Consider the following 18,306-nt stretch of genomic DNA (forward strand, 5'->3'; position numbering starts at 1 on the left):
TCAATTCGAGCTGGAGCTACGGAGAGCGTGATGGGCAACCGCTTCCAGGTTAAGGACCGCTTCGCAGACGGCGCGCAGTACATCGCCGGCCGGCTGAGGCCCGGCACCTCCGGACAGTCACACAGCGTGGTGGACCCGGCCACCGGCGAGGAGGTGCTCACCTACGAGCTCGCCTCCGCCGCTGACGTGGACGAGGCCGTCGCCGCCGCGCTGTCCGCCTTCCCCGCCTGGTCCGCCGCCACCCCCGGCGAGCGGTCCGACGCCCTGCACCGGCTGGCGGCGGTCCTTGCCGCGCAGGCAGAGGACTTCGCGTACGCAGAGTCCCTGCAGTGCGGCAAACCCCTCAAGCTGAGCACCGAGTTCGACGTGCCCGGCACCATCGACAACACGGCCTTCTTCGCGGGCGCCGCCCGGCACCTCCAGGGCCAGGCCGCCGGCGAGTACTCCGGCGACCACACCTCGTACGTGCGCCGCGAGGCGATCGGCGTGGTCGGCTCCATCGCCCCCTGGAACTACCCGCTCCAGATGGCCGCGTGGAAGATCCTCCCGGCCGTGGCCGCGGGCAACACGATCGTCCTCAAGCCCGCTGAGCTCACCCCCCTGACCTCCCTCATGTTCGCCCAGGCGGCCAAGGAGGCCGGGATCCCCGACGGGGTGATCAACATCGTCACCGGTTCCGGCCGGGTCGCGGGCGAGCACCTGGTCGCCCACCCCGACGTGGTCATGACCTCCTTCACGGGCTCCACCGCCGTCGGCAAGCGGGTCGCGGAGGTGGCCACCGCCACGGTCAAGCGCCTCCACCTGGAGCTCGGCGGCAAGGCCCCCTTCCTCGTCTTCGACGACGCCGACGTCGAGGCCGCCGCCCACGGCGCCGTCGCGGGCTCCCTGATCAACACCGGCCAGGACTGCACCGCCGCCACCCGCGCCTACGTCCAGCGCCCCCTCTACGAGGCCTTCACCGCCCGCGTCGCGGAGCTCATGGAGACCGTGCGGGTCGGCGACCCCTTCGCCCCCGGCACCGACCTCGGCCCGCTGGTCTCCCACGCCCAGCGCGACCGCGTCGCCGGCTTCGTCGAGCGCGCCCGCGGCTACGCCACCGTCGTCACCGGCGGAGAGGCCCCCGGCGGGGAGCTCGCGGACGGGGCGTACTACCGCCCCACCCTGATCGCCGGCGCCCCCCAGGACAGCGAGGTGGTCCAGTCCGAGATCTTCGGGCCCGTGCTGGTCGTCCTGCCCTTCGACACCGACGACGAGGGCATCGCGCTGGCCAACGACACCCCGTACGGCCTCGCGGCCTCCGCCTGGACCCGCGACGTCTACCGGGCCGGGCGCGCCACCCGCGAGGTCAAGGCGGGCTGCGTCTGGGTCAACGACCACATCCCGATCATCAGCGAGATGCCGCACGGCGGCTACAAGGCCAGCGGCTACGGAAAAGACATGAGTGCCTACTCCTTCGAGGAGTACACGCAGGTCAAGCATGTGATGTTCGACAACACCGCGGTGGCGGCGAAGGACTGGCACCGCACGATCTTCGGGGACCGATAGCAGCCGCCGTCCGACCGACGGCCCACCCACCCGAAAGGGAACAGCGCATGGAGCAGTACGAGCACGACCGCCTCTCGTCGGCGCAACTCGCCGCGGTGCGGCGCAGCCTGACCAGCGGCCGCGGCGCCCTGACGCGCCGTTCGCTGCTGCGCGCCTCCGGAGCCGGAGCGCTCACCCTCGGCGGGCTCGCGGGCCTGACCGCCTGCGGGATCCCGCCGGCCAAGCGGGAGGGGGAGGGGGCCGCGGCCTCCTCGGACTTCTCGGCCAAGGAGAAGACGGTCAACTTCTCCAACTGGACCGAGTACATGGACACCAGTGAGGACGAGAAGTCCCGGCCGACCCTGGAGGCGTTCACCAAACGCACCGGGATCAAGGTCAAGTACACCGAGGACATCAACGACAACGTCGAGTTCTTCGGGAAGATCCGCCCCCAGCTCGCGGCCGGCCAGGACACCGGCCGCGACCTGATCGTGGTCACCGACTGGCTGGCCGGCCGCATGATCCGGCTCGGCTGGGCGCAGAAGCTGGACGCCTCGCACCTGCCCCACGCCTTCGCCCACCTGTCCCCGCAGTTCCGCAGCCCCGACTGGGACCCGGGCCGGGCGTACTCGTACCCCTGGACCGGCATCTCCACCGTCATCGCCTACAACTCCAAGGCGACCGGCGGCAGGACGGTCGACTCGGTGAGCCAGATGCTCGACGACCCCGCCCTCAAGGGCCGCGTCGGCTTCCTGACGGAGATGCGCGACACCGTCGGCATGACCCTGATCGACATGGGCAAGGACCCCCGGTCCTTCACCGACGCCGATTTCGACGCGGCGGTGGGGCGGCTCCAGAAGGGCGTGGACCGCAAGCAGATCCGCCGCTTCACGGGCAACGACTACACCTCGGACCTCAGCAAGGGCGACCTCGCGGCCTGTCTGGCCTGGGCCGGCGACGTCATCCAGCTCCAGGCCGACAACCCGGACATCAAGTTCGCCATCCCGGCGGCCGGCTACATCACCTCCAGCGACAACCTGCTCGTCCCGTCGAAGGCCCGGCACAAGGCCAACGCCGAGAAGCTCATCGACTACTACTACGAGCTCCCGGTGGCCGCCCAGCTCGCCGCCTACATCAACTACGTCTGCCCCGTCGAAGGGGTCAAGGACGAGCTCGCGAAGATCGACCCCGAGCTCGCCGCCAACACGCTGATCCTCCCGGACAAGGCCATGGCCGCGAAGTCCCGCGCCTTCCGCTCGCTCAGCAGCGCGGAGGAGACGGCGTACGAGGAGAAGTTCGCCAAGCTCATCGGCGCCTGACCGGCGTACGCCCGCACCCCGCCCCCATTCGACGTTCGACTCCACCACCGGGACCGCGACCCATGACTGACAACACCGCGGGCGGCGACGTCCGCCTCACCGGGATCAGCAAGCACTACGGCTCCTTCCAGGCCGTGCACCCGCTGGACCTGACCATCCCGCAGGGCTCCTTCTTCGCCCTCCTCGGCGCCTCGGGCTGCGGGAAGACCACCACGCTGCGCATGATCGCCGGCCTGGAGGACCCCTCCACCGGCACCGTGCACCTCGGCGACCGCGAGGTCACCCACCTGCCGCCCTACAAGCGCCCGGTGAACACGGTCTTCCAGAGCTACGCGCTCTTCCCGCACATGGACATCTACGAGAACATCGCCTTCGGCCTGCGCCGGCGCGGCATCAAGTCCGTGAAGAAGCAGGTCGACGACATGATCGGGCTGGTCCAGCTCGGCGAGCACGCCCGCAAGAAGCCCCACCAGCTCTCCGGCGGCCAGCAGCAGCGCGTGGCGGTCGCCCGCGCGCTCATCAACCACCCGCAGGTGCTCCTCCTCGACGAGCCCCTCGGCGCCCTCGACCTCAAGCTGCGCCGCCAGATGCAGCTGGAGCTCAAGCGGATCCAGACCGAGGTCGGCATCACCTTCGTCCACGTCACGCACGACCAGGAGGAGGCCATGACCATGGCCGACACCGTGGCCGTGATGAACGGCGGCCGGGTCGAGCAGCTGGGCGCCCCCGCCGAGCTGTACGAGAACCCGCGCACCACCTTCGTCGCCAACTTCCTCGGCACCTCGAACCTGATCGAGGCCGCCGTGGAGCAGACCGGCGACGAGGTCGTGGTCTCCGCCGCCGGCACCCGGCTGCGGCTGCCCGGCGCCCGCTGCGCCACCACCCCCCGCTCCGGGGGCCGCCTGCTGGTCGGCGTACGGCCCGAGAAGATCTCCGTGGTGCACGCGGACGAGGCGCACAGCGTGGCCGGGGGCCGCAACACCGTCCGCGGGAAGATCGCCGCCTCCTCCTTCATCGGGGTCTCCACGCAGTTCGTGGTCGACAGCCCGGTCTGCCCGGAGCTGGAGGTGTACGTCCAGAACATCGAGCGCGACACCCGCCTGGTCCCGGGCACCGAGGTCGTCCTGCACTGGAACCCGGCGCACACCTTCGGGCTCGACGCCGACCAGGACATCGACGCCGGCACCGAGACGGTCGAGGAGGGCGCGTGACCGCCACCGAGGCGCCCCCGCAGGCGCCCGCCCCCGCCGGGCCGCCGGTCCACCGGCCCTCCGTGCGCAAGCGGCTGGTCCCGTACTGGCTGCTGCTGCCCGGCATCGTGTGGCTGCTCGTCTTCTTCGTGCTGCCGATGGTCTACCAGGCCTCGACCTCGGTGCAGACCGGCTCCCTGGAGGAGGGCTACCGGGTCACCTGGCACTTCCAGACCTACTGGGACGCCTTCACCGAGTACTACCCGCAGTTCCTGCGCTCGCTGCTGTACGCCGGCACCGCCACCGCGCTGTGCCTGCTGCTCGGCTACCCGCTGGCCTACCTGATCGCCTTCAAGGCGGGCCGCTGGCGCAACCTTCTGCTGATCCTGGTCATCGCGCCGTTCTTCACGAGCTTCCTGATCCGCACCCTGGCCTGGAAGACGATCCTCGCGGACGACAGCGTGGTCGTGCAGACCCTCAACACCCTGCACGTCCTCGACGTCACCAGCTGGCTGGGGATGACCGAGGGCGAGCGGGTGCTGGCCACGCCGCTGGCGGTGGTCTGCGGTCTGACGTACAACTTCCTGCCGTTCATGATCCTGCCGCTGTACACCTCGCTGGAGCGCATCGACACCCGCCTGCACGAGGCGGCCGGCGACCTGTACGCCTCCCCGGCCACCGCCTTCCGCAAGGTGACCTTCCCGCTGTCGATGCCGGGCGTGGTCTCGGGCACGCTGCTGACCTTCATCCCGGCGAGCGGCGACTACGTCAACGCCGAACTGCTCGGCTCCACGGACACCCGCATGATCGGCAACGTCATCCAGTCGCAGTACCTGCGGATCCTGGACTACCCGACGGCCGCCGCGCTGTCCTTCATCCTCATGGCCGTCGTCCTGGTCATGGTCACGCTCTACATCCGCCGCGCCGGAACGGAGGACCTGGTCTGATGCAGTGGCTCCGACGCAACCTCGTCGTCATCGCCGGGCTCGGCACCCTCGCGTACCTCATCCTGCCGAACGTCGTCGTGACGGTGTTCTCCTTCAACAACCCCACCGGCCGGTTCAACTACGACTGGCAGGAGTTCTCGCTGGAGGCCTGGAAGGACCCCTGCGGGGTCGCCGACATGTGCGGCTCGCTCGCCCTGTCGTTCCAGATCGCCCTGTGGGCCACCCTCGGCGCGACCGCGCTGGGCACCGCCATCGCCTTCGCGCTCGTGCGTTACCGCTTCCGGGCCCGCGGGGCGGTGAACTCGCTGATCTTCATGCCGATGGCCATGCCGGAGATCGTGATGGCCGCCTCGCTGCTCGCGCTCTTCCTCAACATGGGCGTCGAGCTGGGCTTCTGGACCATCCTGATCGCCCACGTCATGTTCTGCCTCAGCTTTGTGGTGGCCGCGGTCAAGGCGCGCGTGCTGTCGATGGACCCGAGGCTGGAGGAGGCCGCCAGGGACCTGTACGCGGGCCCCCTGCAGACCTTCCTGCGGGTGACCCTGCCGATCGCCGCCCCCGGCATCGCGGCCGGCGCCCTGCTGTCCTTCGCCCTGTCCTTCGACGACTTCATCATCACCAACTTCAACTCGGGCAACACCGTCACCTTCCCCATGTTCGTGTGGGGATCGGCCCAGCGCGGTACGCCCGTACAGATCAACGTCATCGGTACGGCCATGTTCGCCATCGCCGTCCTGGTGGTACTCGTCGGCCAGAGCGTCGGCAACCGCCGCAAGAAGATGCAGCACAAGTAACGCCAAGCAGTCCCGTAGGGAGTTGGAAGCCATGGCCCCAGTCGCCATGCGAAGTGTCACACGATCCCTTTCCGAAGCGCTGCCGGTCTCGTACTGGCTCGACGACCCCGGCAAGCCCGCCCCGCAGCCCGCCCTGACCAGTGACGAACACTGCGACCTGCTGGTCGTGGGCGGCGGCTACAGCGGCCTGTGGACCGCGCTCCTGGCCAAGGAGCGCGACCCCGGCCGGGACGTGGTCCTGATCGAGAGCAGGGAGGCGGGCTGGGCCGCCTCCGGGCGCAACGGCGGCTTCTGCGCCGCCTCCCTGACCCACGGGTTCTCCAACGGGCTCGCCCGCTGGCCGGGCGAGCTCGCCAAGCTGGAGGAGCTGGGCGCCCGCAACCTCGACGCCATCGAGGAGGCCGTGGCCCGCTACGGCATCGACTGCGACTTCGAGCGCACCGGCGAGATCGACGTGGCCACCGAGCCCCACCAGATGGAGGAGCTGCGCGAGCTGCACGCCGAGGCCGAGAAGCTGGGCTTCGGGGGCTCCGTCCTGCTCGACCGCGACGAGCTGCGGGCCGAGGTGAACTCGCCCACCTTCCTCGGCGGGCTCTGGGACAAGGACGGGGTGGCCATGCTCAACCCCGCCCGCCTGGCCTGGGGCCTCAAGGAGGCCTGCCTGGGCCTCGGGGTGCGGATCTACGAGAACACCCGCGGCCTGAAGATGGCCGCCTCCGGGGCCGGGATGACCGTCAAGACCCCCTACGGCCGGGTCTTCGCCCGCCGGGTGGCCCTCGGCACCAACATCTTCCCCTCCCTGGTCAAGCGGATCCGCCCGCTGACCGTCCCCGTCTACGACTACGCCCTGATGACCGAGCCGCTCACCCCCGCGCAGCTGGAGGCCATCGGCTGGAAGAAGCGCCAGGGCCTGGGCGACAGCGCCAACCAGTTCCACTACTTCCGGATCACCCCCGACCACCGGATCCTGTGGGGCGGCTACGACGCCATCTACCCGTACCGCGGAAAGCTCGACTCCGAGTACGACCACCGCCCCGAGACCTACCTGAAGCTCGCGCAGCACTTCTTCACCTGCTTCCCGCAGCTGGAGGGGGTGAACTTCAGCCACGCCTGGGGCGGTGCCATCGACACCTGCTCCCGCTTCTCCGCCTTCTTCGGCACGGCGTACTCCGGGAAGGTGGCGTACGCCGCCGGCTACACCGGCCTCGGGGTGGGCTCCACGCGCTTCGGCGCCGACGTGATGCTCGACCTGCTGGCCGGGGAGCGCACCGAGCGGACCGTGCTGGAGATGGTGAGGTCCAAGCCGATGCCGTTCCCGCCCGAGCCCTTCGCGTGGACCGGGATCGCGCTGACCAAGTGGTCCCTGGCCCGGGCGGACACCCGGGGCGGGCGGCGCAACCTCTGGCTGAAGACCCTGGACAAGTTCGGGCTCGGCTTCGACAGCTGATCCGCCGCACCCTCCCGACGTGCACGGGTGTGCGCCCCCGCAGGAGCGGGGGCGCACACCCGTGACCCATATGTGACCCGTCTCACTACCAGTCGGTAGCCGAACCCGCGTCATGTCCGGCGCCCCGGCCGCTCTCTCCCGTTGACGCGCCGTCCAAGAAGGGGCGGCCGCTGATCGCGAGGCGAGGGAGAGCGGACATGAACGGTTCGGGAGCGAGGGCCGCGCTGGAGTGGCTGGCCTCGGCGGCGCCGGATCCGGACGCCTGCCGCTGGGAGTGGGAGCGCAGTGCGCACGGGGTGGCCCTGCTGCCCGCCGGCCGCCGCTGGGACGTGCTGATCCTGCCCCCGGAGCTGGCCCGGTCCACGTACGAGGTGCTGGGCCGGCTCGCCGGTCGGCCCGGTCCGGTGCTGGCCGACTTCGGCGAGGGGCGGCTCGGCTTCTTCGTCCCGCCGGGCACCGCGGCGCGCTGGCTCGGCACCGGGGTGCGGGGGGCGGGCAGCGGGACGTGGATCGTGGTCCCGCACCCGGGGCGGGCCTCCGGCGGGGTGCGCTGGGTGGTCCCGCCGGACGGCTCGGGGCACCTCAACGACCCGGTGCTGCTGGAGCTGGCGATGCACGAGGCGGCGGCGTTCCTGGCAGGAGGTGCAGCAGGCGGCGCGGCGGGCGGGGCGGCAGGGGAGGCGGCCGGGGAGCTGCCCGTACCGGAGTGAACGGGGCGCGGGGCGTGGGGAGTTGGTGCGCGATCCCTTGACAGCCGCATTGGTCTGGACCATGTTGTGCTCCCGTCACCCCCTCCGTCCCCCCATGCTCCGGAGGCAGCAGTGCAACGCACCCCCACCCGGATCACCTCCTGGGCCGCCGGCGCCCTGGCCGCGGCCGCCCTGCTCGCCGCAGGGCTGCCCGGCGCCGCCGCGGCCGCCCCGGCCGCCGACGCCGACCTCGCCCGCAACGGCGGCTTCGAGGCCGGCCTCAGCGGCTGGACCTGTACGGCCGGCAGCACCGTCACCGCGCCCGTCCACGGCGGCGCCGCCGCCCTCAAGGCCGTCCCCGGCGGCCAGGACCACGCCAAGTGCAGCCAGACCGTCACGGTCAAGCCCGATTCGACGTACACGCTCGGCGCCTGGGTGCAGGGCGGGTACGTCTACCTCGGCGCCTCCGGCACCGGCACCTCCGACGTGTCCACCTGGACCCCCTCGGCCGCCTCCTGGCAGAAGCTGAGCACGAGCTTCCGCACCGGCCCGGCCACCACCTCCGTGACCGTCTACACCCACGGCTGGTACGGCCAGAGCGCCTACTTCGCCGACGACCTCACCCTCGTCGGCCCCGACCCCGGCACCGGGCAGGAGCAGCCGCCCGCCGCCCCCGCCGGGCTCGCCGCGGGCTCCGCCACCTCCTCCAGCCTCACCCTGACCTGGTCCGCGGCGGCCGGGGCCACCGGCTACCGGGTCCACCGCGAGGGCGCGGCCCCCCTGTCCGTCACCGGCACCTCCGCCACCGTCACCGGACTCGCCCCCTCGACCGCGTACTCCTTCCAGGTCAGCGCCGTGAACGCGGCCGGCGAATCGCCCCGCAGCGCGGCCGTCACGGGCATCACCACCTCCGGGGGCGGCCCCGGCCCCGGACCCGGCCTGCCCGAGCGGGTCCTCGTCGGCTACCTGCACTCCAGATTCGCCAACGGCTCCGGCTACCTCCGCATGGCCGACGTCCCCGCCTCCTGGGACATCGTCAACCTGGCCTTCGGCGAGCCCACCTCGGTCACCTCCGGCGACATCCGCTTCTCGCTCTGCCCGGTGAGCGAGTGTCCCAACGTCGAGAGCCCCGCCGAGTTCAAGGCCGCCATCAAGGCCCGGCAGGCGGCCGGAAAGAAGGTGCTGATCTCCATCGGCGGCCAGAACGGCCAGGTCCAGCTGGGCACCACCGCCGCCCGCGACACCTTCGTCTCCTCCGTCTCGAAGATCATCGACGAGTACGGGCTCGACGGGCTCGACATCGACTTCGAGGGCCACTCCCTCTCGCTGGCCACCGGGGACACGGACTTCCGCAACCCCACCACCCCCGTGATCACCCACCTGATCTCGGCCCTGCGGACCCTCAAGGCCAAGTACGGCGAGGACTTCGTCCTGACCATGGCCCCCGAGACCTTCTTCGTGCAGCTCGGATACCAGTTCTACGGATCCGGCCCCTGGGGCGGCCAGGACCCGCGGGCCGGCGCCTACCTGCCCGTCATCCACGCCCTGCGCGACGACCTCACCCTGCTGCACGTCCAGGACTACAACTCCGGGCCGATCATGGGCCTCGACAACCAGTACCACTCCATGGGCGGCGCGGACTTCCACATCGCCATGACCGACATGCTCCTCACCGGCTTCCCGGTGGCGGGCAACACCTCCCGGGTCTTCCCGGCGCTGCGCCCCGAGCAGGTGGCCATCGGCCTGCCCGCCACGGTCAACGCGGGCAACGGGCACACCGCCCCGGCGGAGGTGAACAAGGCGCTGGACTGCCTCACGAAGAAGACGAACTGCGGCTCGTACCGGACCCACGGCACCTGGCCCGCGCTGCGCGGGCTGATGACCTGGTCGGTGAACTGGGACCGGTTCGGCGGCTGGGAGTTCTCCCGGAACTTCGACACGTACTACGGCCGCCGCTGACCGCTGCCGCCGGCGCGGACGGCCGCCGCGACCCCGAGCAGCAGGGCCGCGCTCAGCAGGGCGCTGGCCAGGACGTCGAGGGGCCAGTGGAACCCGCGCAGCACCAGTCCGGTGCCCGTCGCCGTCGCGAGAGCGAGGGCGGCGGGCACCGCCCACGCCCGGCGCAGGTACGGGGTGACGAGCAGGGCGGCCCCGACGTAGGCCACGGCGGCGGTGGCCGTGTGCCCGGAGGGGAAGTAGCCGGAGGCCCAGGGCTCCAGCGGGCCCGGGCGGGCCGTCCACAGCTTGAGCGGGACCACCACCGCGGGGACGAGCGCCATCGCCAGGGCCGCAGCGGCGGGCGGGCGCCAGCCGCTGCCGCGCCGCAGGGCGTACGCCATGGCCAGGACCAGGACGGGGACGGCGACCGGGATGTTGCCGAGGTCGGAGAGCCGCTCGGTGACCGGGTCGGGCACGGAGCGCACCAGGGCGCGGCTGAGGGCCTCGTCCGGGACCAGCAGCGGGCCGGACACCAGGACCTGCCAGGCGGCCAGGGCGAGCCCGGCGAGGCAGAGCAGCGCGGGGAGCAGCGGCTTCGCGCGGCGCGGCACGGGCCGGTGCGGGCCGGGTCCCGGTGCGGGGGAGGAGGTGGCCGGCCGTCCGGGAACGGGGGGGATGGTTCCGGGACGGCCGGCGGGACCGGGCTGCCGGCCGCCCCGGGGGGTGTGGGGCGGCAGGCCATCCGATCGGAGAGGAGTGCGCGCCTGAGCGCGCCCGGCAGGGGGTTGGGGAAGCCCGGTACCGGTGTCGCCCGCAGTGCCCTGCGGACGGGGTGTTTCACTCATCTGCAGAAACCGTACGGCAGCGGAAGGGGGACCGACAGCGGGAACGTGCTCCCGCCATCGGCCCCCCACACCTTCTTCACAGCGCCCGCCCGTTACCGGCGGTACAGGTCGAACGGCTTCCGCAAGCCTGTTCCTGATCCTCGATCAGAGGGCCGCGAGCGCGGCCTCGATCACGTCCAGGCCCTCGTTCAGCAGGTCCTCGCCGATGACGATCGGCGGGAGGAAGCGGAGCACGTTGCCGTAGGTGCCGCAGGTGAGGACGAGCACGCCCTCGTTGTGGCAGTACTTGGCGAGCGCGGCGGCGGCCTCGGCGTTCGGGGCCTTCGACTCCGGGTCCTTGACCAGCTCGATGGCGATCATGGCGCCGCGGCCCCGGATGTCGCCGATGATCTCGTGCTTCTCCTGCATGGCCGTCAGGCGGGCCTTCATGACCGACTCGATCCGCTTCGCCTTGGCGTTGAGGTCGAGCTCCTTCATGGTCTCGATGGAGCCGAGCGCGCCGGCGCAGGCCACCGGGTTGCCGCCGTAGGTGCCGCCGAGGCCGCCCGCGTGGACGGAGTCCATCATCTCGGCGCGGCCCGTGACGGCGGCGAGCGGCAGACCGCCCGCGATGCCCTTGGCGGTGGTGATCAGGTCCGGGACGATGCCCTCGTCCTCGCACGCGAACCACTGGCCGGTGCGGCAGAAGCCGGACTGGATCTCGTCGGCGACGAAGACGATGCCGTTGTCGTTGGCGAACTTCACGATCGCCGGGAGGAAGCCCTTGGCCGGCTCGATGAAGCCGCCCTCGCCGAGCACCGGCTCGATGATGATCGCGGCGACGTTCTCGGCGCCGATCTGCTTCGAGATCTGGTCGATCGCCTGGGCTGCGGCCTCGGGGCCGCAGTTCTCGGCGCCCGTGGGCCAGCGGTAGCCGTAGGCCACCGGCACGCGGTAGACCTCGGGGGCGAACGGGCCGAAGCCCTGCTTGTACGGCATGTTCTTCGCCGTCAGCGCCATGGTGAGGTTGGTGCGGCCGTGGTAGCCGTGGTCGAAGACGACGACGGCCTGGCGCTTGGTGTACGAACGGGCGATCTTGACGGCGTTCTCGACCGCCTCGGCGCCCGAGTTGAACAGCGCCGACTTCTTCGCGTGGTCGCCCGGGGTCAGCTCGGCCAGCGCCTCGCAGACCTCGACGTAGCCCTCGTACGGCGTGACCATGAAACAGGTGTGGGTGAAGTCGGCGAGCTGCGCGGAGGCGCGGCGCACGACGGCCTCGGCGGAGGCGCCGACCGAGGTCACGGCGATGCCGGAGCCGAAGTCGATCAGGCGGTTGCCGTCGATGTCCTCGATGATGCCGCCGTCCGCGCGGGCGGTGAAGACGGGCAGCACGGATCCGACGCCGCCGGCCACCGTCTCCAGGCGGCGGGCCTGCAGCTCCTGCGACTTCGGGCCGGGGATCGCGGTGACGATCTTGCGCTCCTGCGGGACAGCGGTCATGGGGGCTCCTGGGGGGTGTTTCGGACGCACTTGTGTCTTTGTCCGCAGGCTAGGCCCGCCCGGGGGGCGAAAGCATGCTCCATCAGGGAGTGGTGCCCGCGTGTCCTTGTCCGCAGCGGCCATAGGGAGTGTCTTGTGGCTCGTGCCCGGTCCCGGCCCCCGCGCCGGGACCGGGCACTAGATTGAGCGGCGCAGTACGGGATCACGGTCAGGGGGCAGGGGTTCATGGACACCGAAGGCACGTACGACGCGGTGGGCCGCGCGGGGGTACCCCGGCCCGCGGGCCCCCAGGAAACGCCCGCACCCGCTGTGCCCCCCCGCGCCCCGCAGGTGCCCCCGCCGCCCGCCCACGCCCCCCGCTCGGGCCCGGCCCTCGCCGACTGGCTGCGGGTCCCGCGCCCGGCCGCCGAACCGGGGGTCTGGCGCTACGGGCACGTGCCGCGCGCCACCCACGCCCCGGACCGCACCCCCTCCCGCGCCCTGCTCAGCGGAGCCCTCATCTCCTTCCTGACCTGCGTGCTCGTCTGGTCGCTGGTCCACAACCGCTACGTACCGCAGTGGGACCTGCCCCTGCGCCTGTTCACCCCGAACGACTGGTGGACCGCCACCGGCGCCCCCGCCCTGGCCACCGGAGGGCTCACCGCCCTCGCCGTCTACGAGCTCCTGATCACCGGCGGCCTCCTCTACGGCTTCGGGAAGCTCGGCAGCTGGCCCGAGGCCTTCCGCCGGCTGGTGGCGGCCCGCGGGCCCGCCGCCCGCGCCCTGTTCGCCGTGGCCGCCGCCGTGCTCGTGGTCTCCCTGGTCAAGGCCGGGACCCTGCCCGTACGGCAGGTCGCGTACGGCTTCCTGCCCTTCGACTACTCCCGGCCCGCCGACCCGGCCGCCGCCCTGGCCGTGGCCCGCTACAACATGGACCTGCCCGGCCGGGCCGACCCCGTGGTCTACACCCTGGTCCTGCTGCCCTTCTGCTGGCTCGCGGGCTGGTTCGCCCCGCTGGCCCGCGCCCTGCGCGGCCGCAAGGGCGCCGGAGCGGCCGTGCCCGCCGACCCCGCCGCCGCGGCCGCAGCCCCCGCCGTGGACCCCGCCGACTGGCCCGAGCTGCGGGCCGCCGGGCTCCCCGGGGCCGCCGACCGGCTGGCCGCCGAAGCCGCCTCCGGCCGCATGAACGACGTGGACTGCGCCCGCATCCGCCGCGCCTGGCAGTCCGTGCAGGCCGACCCGGGGCGGCTGCGCGCCTTCGACGCTGCCGTCCGCGACCAGGGCGCGGCCGCCTGCCTCCACCCCTCCCGCGCGCGCGACCTGCCCGTCCGCGCCGCCCGCCACGACCTCGCCGTCCGCCAGGTGCGGATCGGGGCCGTCGACCCCGGCGAGCGCAACCCGTACCCGCGCCGCGGCACCGGGCTCGCCCTCGACCCCGACGTGCTCGGCACCTCCCTGCTCGCCGTCGGCCCCTCCGGGACCGGGAAGACCCGGCGGCTCGTCCGGCCCGTGGCCGAGGCCCTGGCCCTGCAGGCCCTCGCCGGACAGGCCGCCGTGATCGCCGTGGGCGCCGCCGGCACCGCCCTCGGGCCCGACGGGGCGTACGACGTGGTGGTCAAGATCGCCGACCCCGCCTCCGTGTACGACCTCGACCTGTACGGCGGCGCCGCCGACCCCGACGAGGCCGCCGCCCTGCTCGCCGAAGGCCTCGTGGGCGACGCCCCCGGCGACCCCACGCGCCGCGCCGCCACCGCGCTCGCCCAGCTCCTCGGTCCCTTCCGGGCCGCGCACGGTCGCTTCCCCGGCGTCCCCGAACTGCGCGAGCTGCTCGACGTGCCGGCCGCCGCCCGTGCAGGGCTCCGGTCCGCCCTGGAAGGCGCCGGCCACCACGCCATGCTTCGCGAACTCGACGCCCGCGACCGCCAGACCGGGGCCCCCGGCGACCCCGGCCCGCTGCTCGCCGACCGGATCGCCCTCCTCGACCGGCCCGCCTTCGACGGCTTCTTCGACACCTCCGGCCGCGGCCGGCCCTTCTCCCTGCGCTCCCTCGAACACCCCCTGCGGGTCCGCATCGACCTGCCCGAGCGCGGCCACGCCGAGGCCGCCCGGATGCTGGCCCGGCTGCTGCTCGCCCAGTTCACGGCGAGCGCCGCCGCCCGCGCCGACCGCTCCCTCTTCGCCTGCCTCCTCCTCGACGACGCCGCCCGGACCCTGACCGCCGAGACCGTCCGCGGGGTCCAGCGGCTGCGCTCGGCCAACGCGGGCGTGCTGCTGGCGCTGCGCACCCTGGACGACGTACCCGAGCCGCTGCGCACCCCGCTGCTGGGGGCCGTCGGCTGCCGGATGGCCTTCTCCGGGGTGACCACCTGGGACGGCAAGCGCTTCGCCGAGGCCTGGGGCACCGAATGGGTCGAGACCCGGGACGTCACCAGCCGCACCGTCTACGCCGACCAGCCGCTGACCCGCATGGTCAACTCCTTCCGCAAGCTGGTCACCGGCCGGGCCGTCACCACGGACGCCGTGACCGTGCGCCAGGTGGAGCGGGAGCGCTGGTCGGCCTCCGAGCTCGCCCACGCCGTGCCGCCCGGGCACGCGGTGCTCTCCCTGACCTCGGTGCGCGGGGAGCGCACGGCCCCGCTCCTCGTCCACCTCGACGGCTGATGCCCCGACCCTTACGGGGTGGCAGAATCGACCTGCGCCGTTCGTACGACACGGCGAAAATCCACGGCCGAAAGCGCACGGTACCGATGCCGCTCACCCTCGCCTCGCTCGTCCAGCACTCGGCGCTCAAACTCGCCGTCCGGGCCGGCGAGGGGAAGCTGGACACCCCCGTCCGCTGGGCCCACGTCAGCGAGCTCGCCGACCCCGTCCCCTACATGGAGGGCGGCGAGCTGCTGCTGATCACGGCGATGAAGCTGGACGCCGAGGACCCCGAGGAGATGCGCCGCTACGTCCGGCGCCTCGCCGCCGCCGGGGTGGTCGGCCTCGGCTTCGCCGTCGGGGTCAACTACGACGCCGTCCCGCAGGCCCTCCTCGACGCGGCCCGCGCCGAGGACCTGCCCCTCCTCGAAGTACCCCGCCGCACCCCCTTCCTCGCCATCAGCAAGGCCGTCTCCGCGGCCCTCGCCGCCGACCAGTACCGGGCCGTCACCGCCGGCTTCGAGGCCCAGCGCGAACTGACCCGGGCCGCGCTCTCCGCCGACGGCCCCGGCGAACTCCTCACCCGCCTCGCCGCCCACGTCCAGGGCTGGGCCGCCCTCTACGACGCCTCCGGCATGGTCGTCGCCGCCGCCCCCGACTGGGCCGCCCGGCGCGCCGCCCGGCTCACCGCCGACGTGGAGCGGCTGCGCGAGCGGCCCGCCCCCGCCAGCGCCGTGGTCGGCGGCTCCGAGGACCGGGTCGAGCTCCAGTCCCTCGGCACCGGGCGGCGGGCCCGCGGCGCCCTCGCGGTGGGCACCGGCGCCCCCCTCGGCACCGCCGAGCGGTACGCCGTCCACTCCGCCGTCGCCCTCCTGACCCTGACCACCGAGCGCTCCCGCTCCCTCCACGACGCCGAGGCCCGGCTCGGCGCCGCCGTCCTCGACATGCTCCTGGCCGGGGAGGCCGGGCACGCACGGTCCGTTGCCGCCGCCCTGCACGGCGGGCTGCTCGCGTCCCCCTTCCGGGTGGTCCTCGCCGAGTCAGCGGCCCCCGAGCCGCTGGCCCTGCTCGCCGACGCCGTGGAGTCCGCCGCCGCCCGCGCGGGGGAGCCGCTGCTCACCGTCCCCCGGCCGGAGGAGGGCCGGCTCGTGGTCCTCGCGGCCGACGGCGGAGCCGCCGTACAGGCCTGCGCCGACCACGCCGAGTCCGTCGAAGGGGCCGCCGCCGCGACCGCCCCCGCCGGGGACCCCGCGCCGGCCCCGGCAACGCCGGCCGCCCCCGCCGACCCGGACCGCGGCCCCGAGGCCGGGCTCGTCGTCGGGCTCTCCGCCCCGGCCTCCCCCGAGGACGCCCCCGCCGCCTACAAGCAGGCCGACCAGGCCCTGGCCGTGGCCCGCCGCCGCGGCCGCACCCTCGTCGAACACGAGGAGCTGGCCAGCGGCTCCGTCCTGCCCCTGCTCGCCGACGACGCCGTGCGCGCCTTCGCCGACGGCACCCTGCGCGCCCTGCGCGAGCACGACGCCACCGGCCGCGGCGACCTCGTCGCCTCCCTCCAGGCCTGGCTCTCCCGGCACGGCCAGTGGGACGCCGCCGCCGCCGACCTCGGCGTGCACCGGCACACCCTGCGCTACCGGATGCGCCGCGTGGAGGAGATCCTCGGGCGCTCCCTCGACGACCCGGACGTCCGCATGGAGCTGTGGCTCGCCCTGAAGGCCGGCGGCGGCGCCTCCTGACCGCCCGGCGCTGCGGGTCCGGTACGGGTGCCCGTACGGAATCCGGTACGGACGCCCGCACCGGACCCGCCGCAGCGGAGCACGTGCATCCGCCGACAGTGACAAACCGGCGCGCCCGCGCCCCGGCGTGCTCCAGAGCGGACAAGCGCCGATCCGCCCGCTCCGCCCTACCGTGGGAGGGACAGCACCCCACCGCACAGATCCGAAGGGCCGGGACTCCGCATGACTTCCACCCACGCCTTCTGGCTCGCCGGCCGCCAGGCCACCGGCGAGGACAGCTTCGACGTCCACAACCCGTGGGACGGCCGTCTCGTCGGCACCGTCAGCGTGCCGACCGACGAGCAGGTCGAAGAGGCCGTGGCCGCGGCGTACGCCGTGACGGCGGAGTTCTCCGCCACCCCCGCCCACGTCCGTGCCGCCGCCCTGGACCACGTGTCCAAGCGGCTCACCGAGCGCACCGAGGAGATCGCCCAGCTGATCTCCGCCGAGAACGGCAAGCCCATCAAGTGGGCCCGCGGCGAGGTCGGCCGCGCGGTGTCCGTCTTCCGGTTCGCCGCCGAAGAGGCCCGCCGCTTCAACGGCGGCGAGGCCCAGCGCCTCGACACCGACGCCGGCGGCACCGGCCGCCTCGCGCTGACCCGCCGCTTCGTCAAGGGCCCGGTCCTCGGCATCGCCCCGTTCAACTTCCCGCTGAACCTGTGCGCCCACAAGGTCGCCCCGGCCATCGCCGTCGGCGCCCCCATCATCCTCAAGCCCGCCCCGGCCACCCCGCTGTCCGGTCTGATCCTCGGCGAGCTCCTCGCCGAGACCGACCTGCCGGCCGGCTCCTGGTCCGTGCTGCCCGTGGCCAACGAGAAGATGCCGGCCCTGGTCAAGGACGAGCGCCTCCCGGTCATCTCCTTCACCGGCTCCGACACCGTCGGCTACGCCATCCAGCAGTCCGTGCCCCACAAGCACTGCACCCTGGAGCTCGGCGGCAACGCCGCCGCCGTCGTCCTCGACGACTGGGCCTCCGAGGCGGACCTGGACTGGGCCGCGACCCGCATCGCGACCTTCTCCAACTACCAGGCCGGCCAGTCCTGCATCTCCGTGCAGCGCGTCATCGCCGTGTCCTCCGTCTACGACCGCCTCGCCGAGAAGGTCGTCGAGAAGGTCCGCGCCCAGGTCACCGGCGACCCCGGCGACGACGCCACCGACGTCGGCCCGCTGGTCTCCGAGGACGCCGCCAAGCGCGTCGAGGCCTGGGTGGACGAGGCCGTCTCCGCCGGCGCCAAGCTCCTCACCGGCGGCGGGCGCCAGGGCGCCACGGTCGAGCCCACCGTGCTCGCCGAGGTCCCGGACGGCGTCAAGCTGGCCTGCGAGGAGGTCTTCGGACCGGTCCTGACCCTGCACCGCGTCGAGAACACCGACGAGGCCTTCGCCAAGGTCAACGACTCCAAGTTCGGCCTCCAGACCGGCGTCTTCACCCGCGACGTCCAGACGGCGTTCCGCGCCCACCGCGAGCTCGAGGTCGGCGGCGTCATCATCGGCGACGCCCCCTCCTACCGCGCCGACCAGATGCCGTACGGCGGCGTCAAGCAGTCCGGCGTGGGCCGCGAGGGCGTCCGCTACGCGATGGACGACTACACGTACGAGCGCGTCCTGGTCCTCACCGGCCTCGACATCTGATCCGTACGTCCACCTGGCCGACGGCCTGAGCCCACTGTGCGGGGGTTCAGGCCGTCCCCCTTTTCCCGGGCGGGCGAAGCGGGTACGACTCACTGGTAGCACCAGCCGGTAATC

General features: G+C 73.1%; 13 protein-coding genes. 11 read left to right on the plus strand and 2 right to left on the minus strand.

Annotated elements, in window-relative coordinates; translation table 11 throughout:
- Positions 1–30 precede the first annotated feature (30 nt).
- From ACZ7JZ_RS17460 to ACZ7JZ_RS17495, 8 genes are all read left to right on the plus strand, one after another.
- Entirely contained in the window at positions 31–1,545 is a 1,515-nt protein-coding gene (locus ACZ7JZ_RS17460; protein ID WP_470939605.1) for a gamma-aminobutyraldehyde dehydrogenase, read from the plus strand.
- 47 nt (positions 1,546–1,592) lie between these two features.
- A complete protein-coding gene (locus ACZ7JZ_RS17465; protein ID WP_470939608.1) occupies positions 1,593–2,843 on the plus strand; it encodes a polyamine ABC transporter substrate-binding protein in 1,251 nt (416 codons plus the stop codon).
- 62 nt (positions 2,844–2,905) lie between these two features.
- Positions 2,906–4,054 (plus strand): ABC transporter ATP-binding protein, encoded by a 1,149-nt coding sequence (locus tag ACZ7JZ_RS17470; protein WP_470939611.1) that lies wholly within the window; start codon positions 2,906–2,908, stop codon positions 4,052–4,054.
- Positions 4,051–4,980 carry an ABC transporter permease gene (locus ACZ7JZ_RS17475; RefSeq protein ID WP_470939614.1) on the plus strand — a complete coding sequence of 310 codons (930 nt, stop codon included), beginning with the start codon at positions 4,051–4,053 and terminating at the stop codon, positions 4,978–4,980. The genes ACZ7JZ_RS17470 and ACZ7JZ_RS17475 overlap by 4 nt, the downstream gene beginning before the upstream one ends.
- Complete coding sequence (locus ACZ7JZ_RS17480; protein ID WP_470939617.1) at positions 4,980–5,774, plus strand: ABC transporter permease; 795 nt, start codon at positions 4,980–4,982, stop codon at positions 5,772–5,774. The genes ACZ7JZ_RS17475 and ACZ7JZ_RS17480 overlap by 1 nt, the downstream gene beginning before the upstream one ends.
- A gap of 31 nt (positions 5,775–5,805) precedes the next feature.
- Positions 5,806–7,221 carry an NAD(P)/FAD-dependent oxidoreductase gene (locus ACZ7JZ_RS17485; RefSeq protein ID WP_470939620.1) on the plus strand — a complete coding sequence of 472 codons (1,416 nt, stop codon included), beginning with the start codon at positions 5,806–5,808 and terminating at the stop codon, positions 7,219–7,221.
- A gap of 197 nt (positions 7,222–7,418) precedes the next feature.
- Positions 7,419–7,931 (plus strand): hypothetical protein, encoded by a 513-nt coding sequence (locus ACZ7JZ_RS17490; RefSeq protein WP_470939623.1) that lies wholly within the window; start codon positions 7,419–7,421, stop codon positions 7,929–7,931.
- A gap of 111 nt (positions 7,932–8,042) precedes the next feature.
- Complete coding sequence (locus ACZ7JZ_RS17495) at positions 8,043–9,869, plus strand: chitinase (protein WP_470939626.1); 1,827 nt, start codon at positions 8,043–8,045, stop codon at positions 9,867–9,869.
- On the opposite strand, the gene ACZ7JZ_RS17500 is transcribed toward ACZ7JZ_RS17495, so the two are convergent.
- Together ACZ7JZ_RS17500 and gabT are read right to left on the minus strand one after the other, a co-directional pair.
- The gene (locus tag ACZ7JZ_RS17500; RefSeq protein WP_470939629.1) at positions 9,854–10,459 is read right to left on the minus strand and encodes a phosphatase PAP2 family protein; all 606 of its coding nucleotides are present in this window, start codon (positions 10,457–10,459) and stop codon (positions 9,854–9,856) included. The genes ACZ7JZ_RS17495 and ACZ7JZ_RS17500 overlap by 16 nt on opposite strands.
- Positions 10,460–10,837: 378 nt before the next feature.
- A complete protein-coding gene (gabT, locus tag ACZ7JZ_RS17505; RefSeq protein ID WP_470939632.1) occupies positions 10,838–12,172 on the minus strand; it encodes a 4-aminobutyrate--2-oxoglutarate transaminase in 1,335 nt (444 codons plus the stop codon).
- A 225-nt stretch (positions 12,173–12,397) separates the two neighbouring features.
- On the opposite strand from gabT, the gene ACZ7JZ_RS17510 reads away from it, so the two are divergent.
- The 3 genes from ACZ7JZ_RS17510 (at position 12,398) to ACZ7JZ_RS17520 (ending at position 18,192) form a co-directional block, all read left to right on the plus strand.
- Positions 12,398–14,812, plus strand: coding sequence for an ATP/GTP-binding protein (locus tag ACZ7JZ_RS17510; protein ID WP_470939634.1), 2,415 nt, complete (start codon positions 12,398–12,400; stop codon positions 14,810–14,812).
- Positions 14,813–14,898: 86 nt separating this feature from the next.
- Entirely contained in the window at positions 14,899–16,524 is a 1,626-nt protein-coding gene (locus ACZ7JZ_RS17515; protein ID WP_470939636.1) for a PucR family transcriptional regulator, read from the plus strand.
- A 222-nt stretch (positions 16,525–16,746) separates the two neighbouring features.
- On the plus strand, positions 16,747–18,192 hold the full coding sequence (locus ACZ7JZ_RS17520; RefSeq protein WP_470939638.1) for an aldehyde dehydrogenase family protein: 1,446 nt from the start codon (positions 16,747–16,749) through the stop codon (positions 18,190–18,192).
- Positions 18,193–18,306: the final 114 nt, after the last annotated feature.

The sequence above is a fragment of the Streptomyces sp. NPDC038213 genome (genome assembly GCF_055600495.1).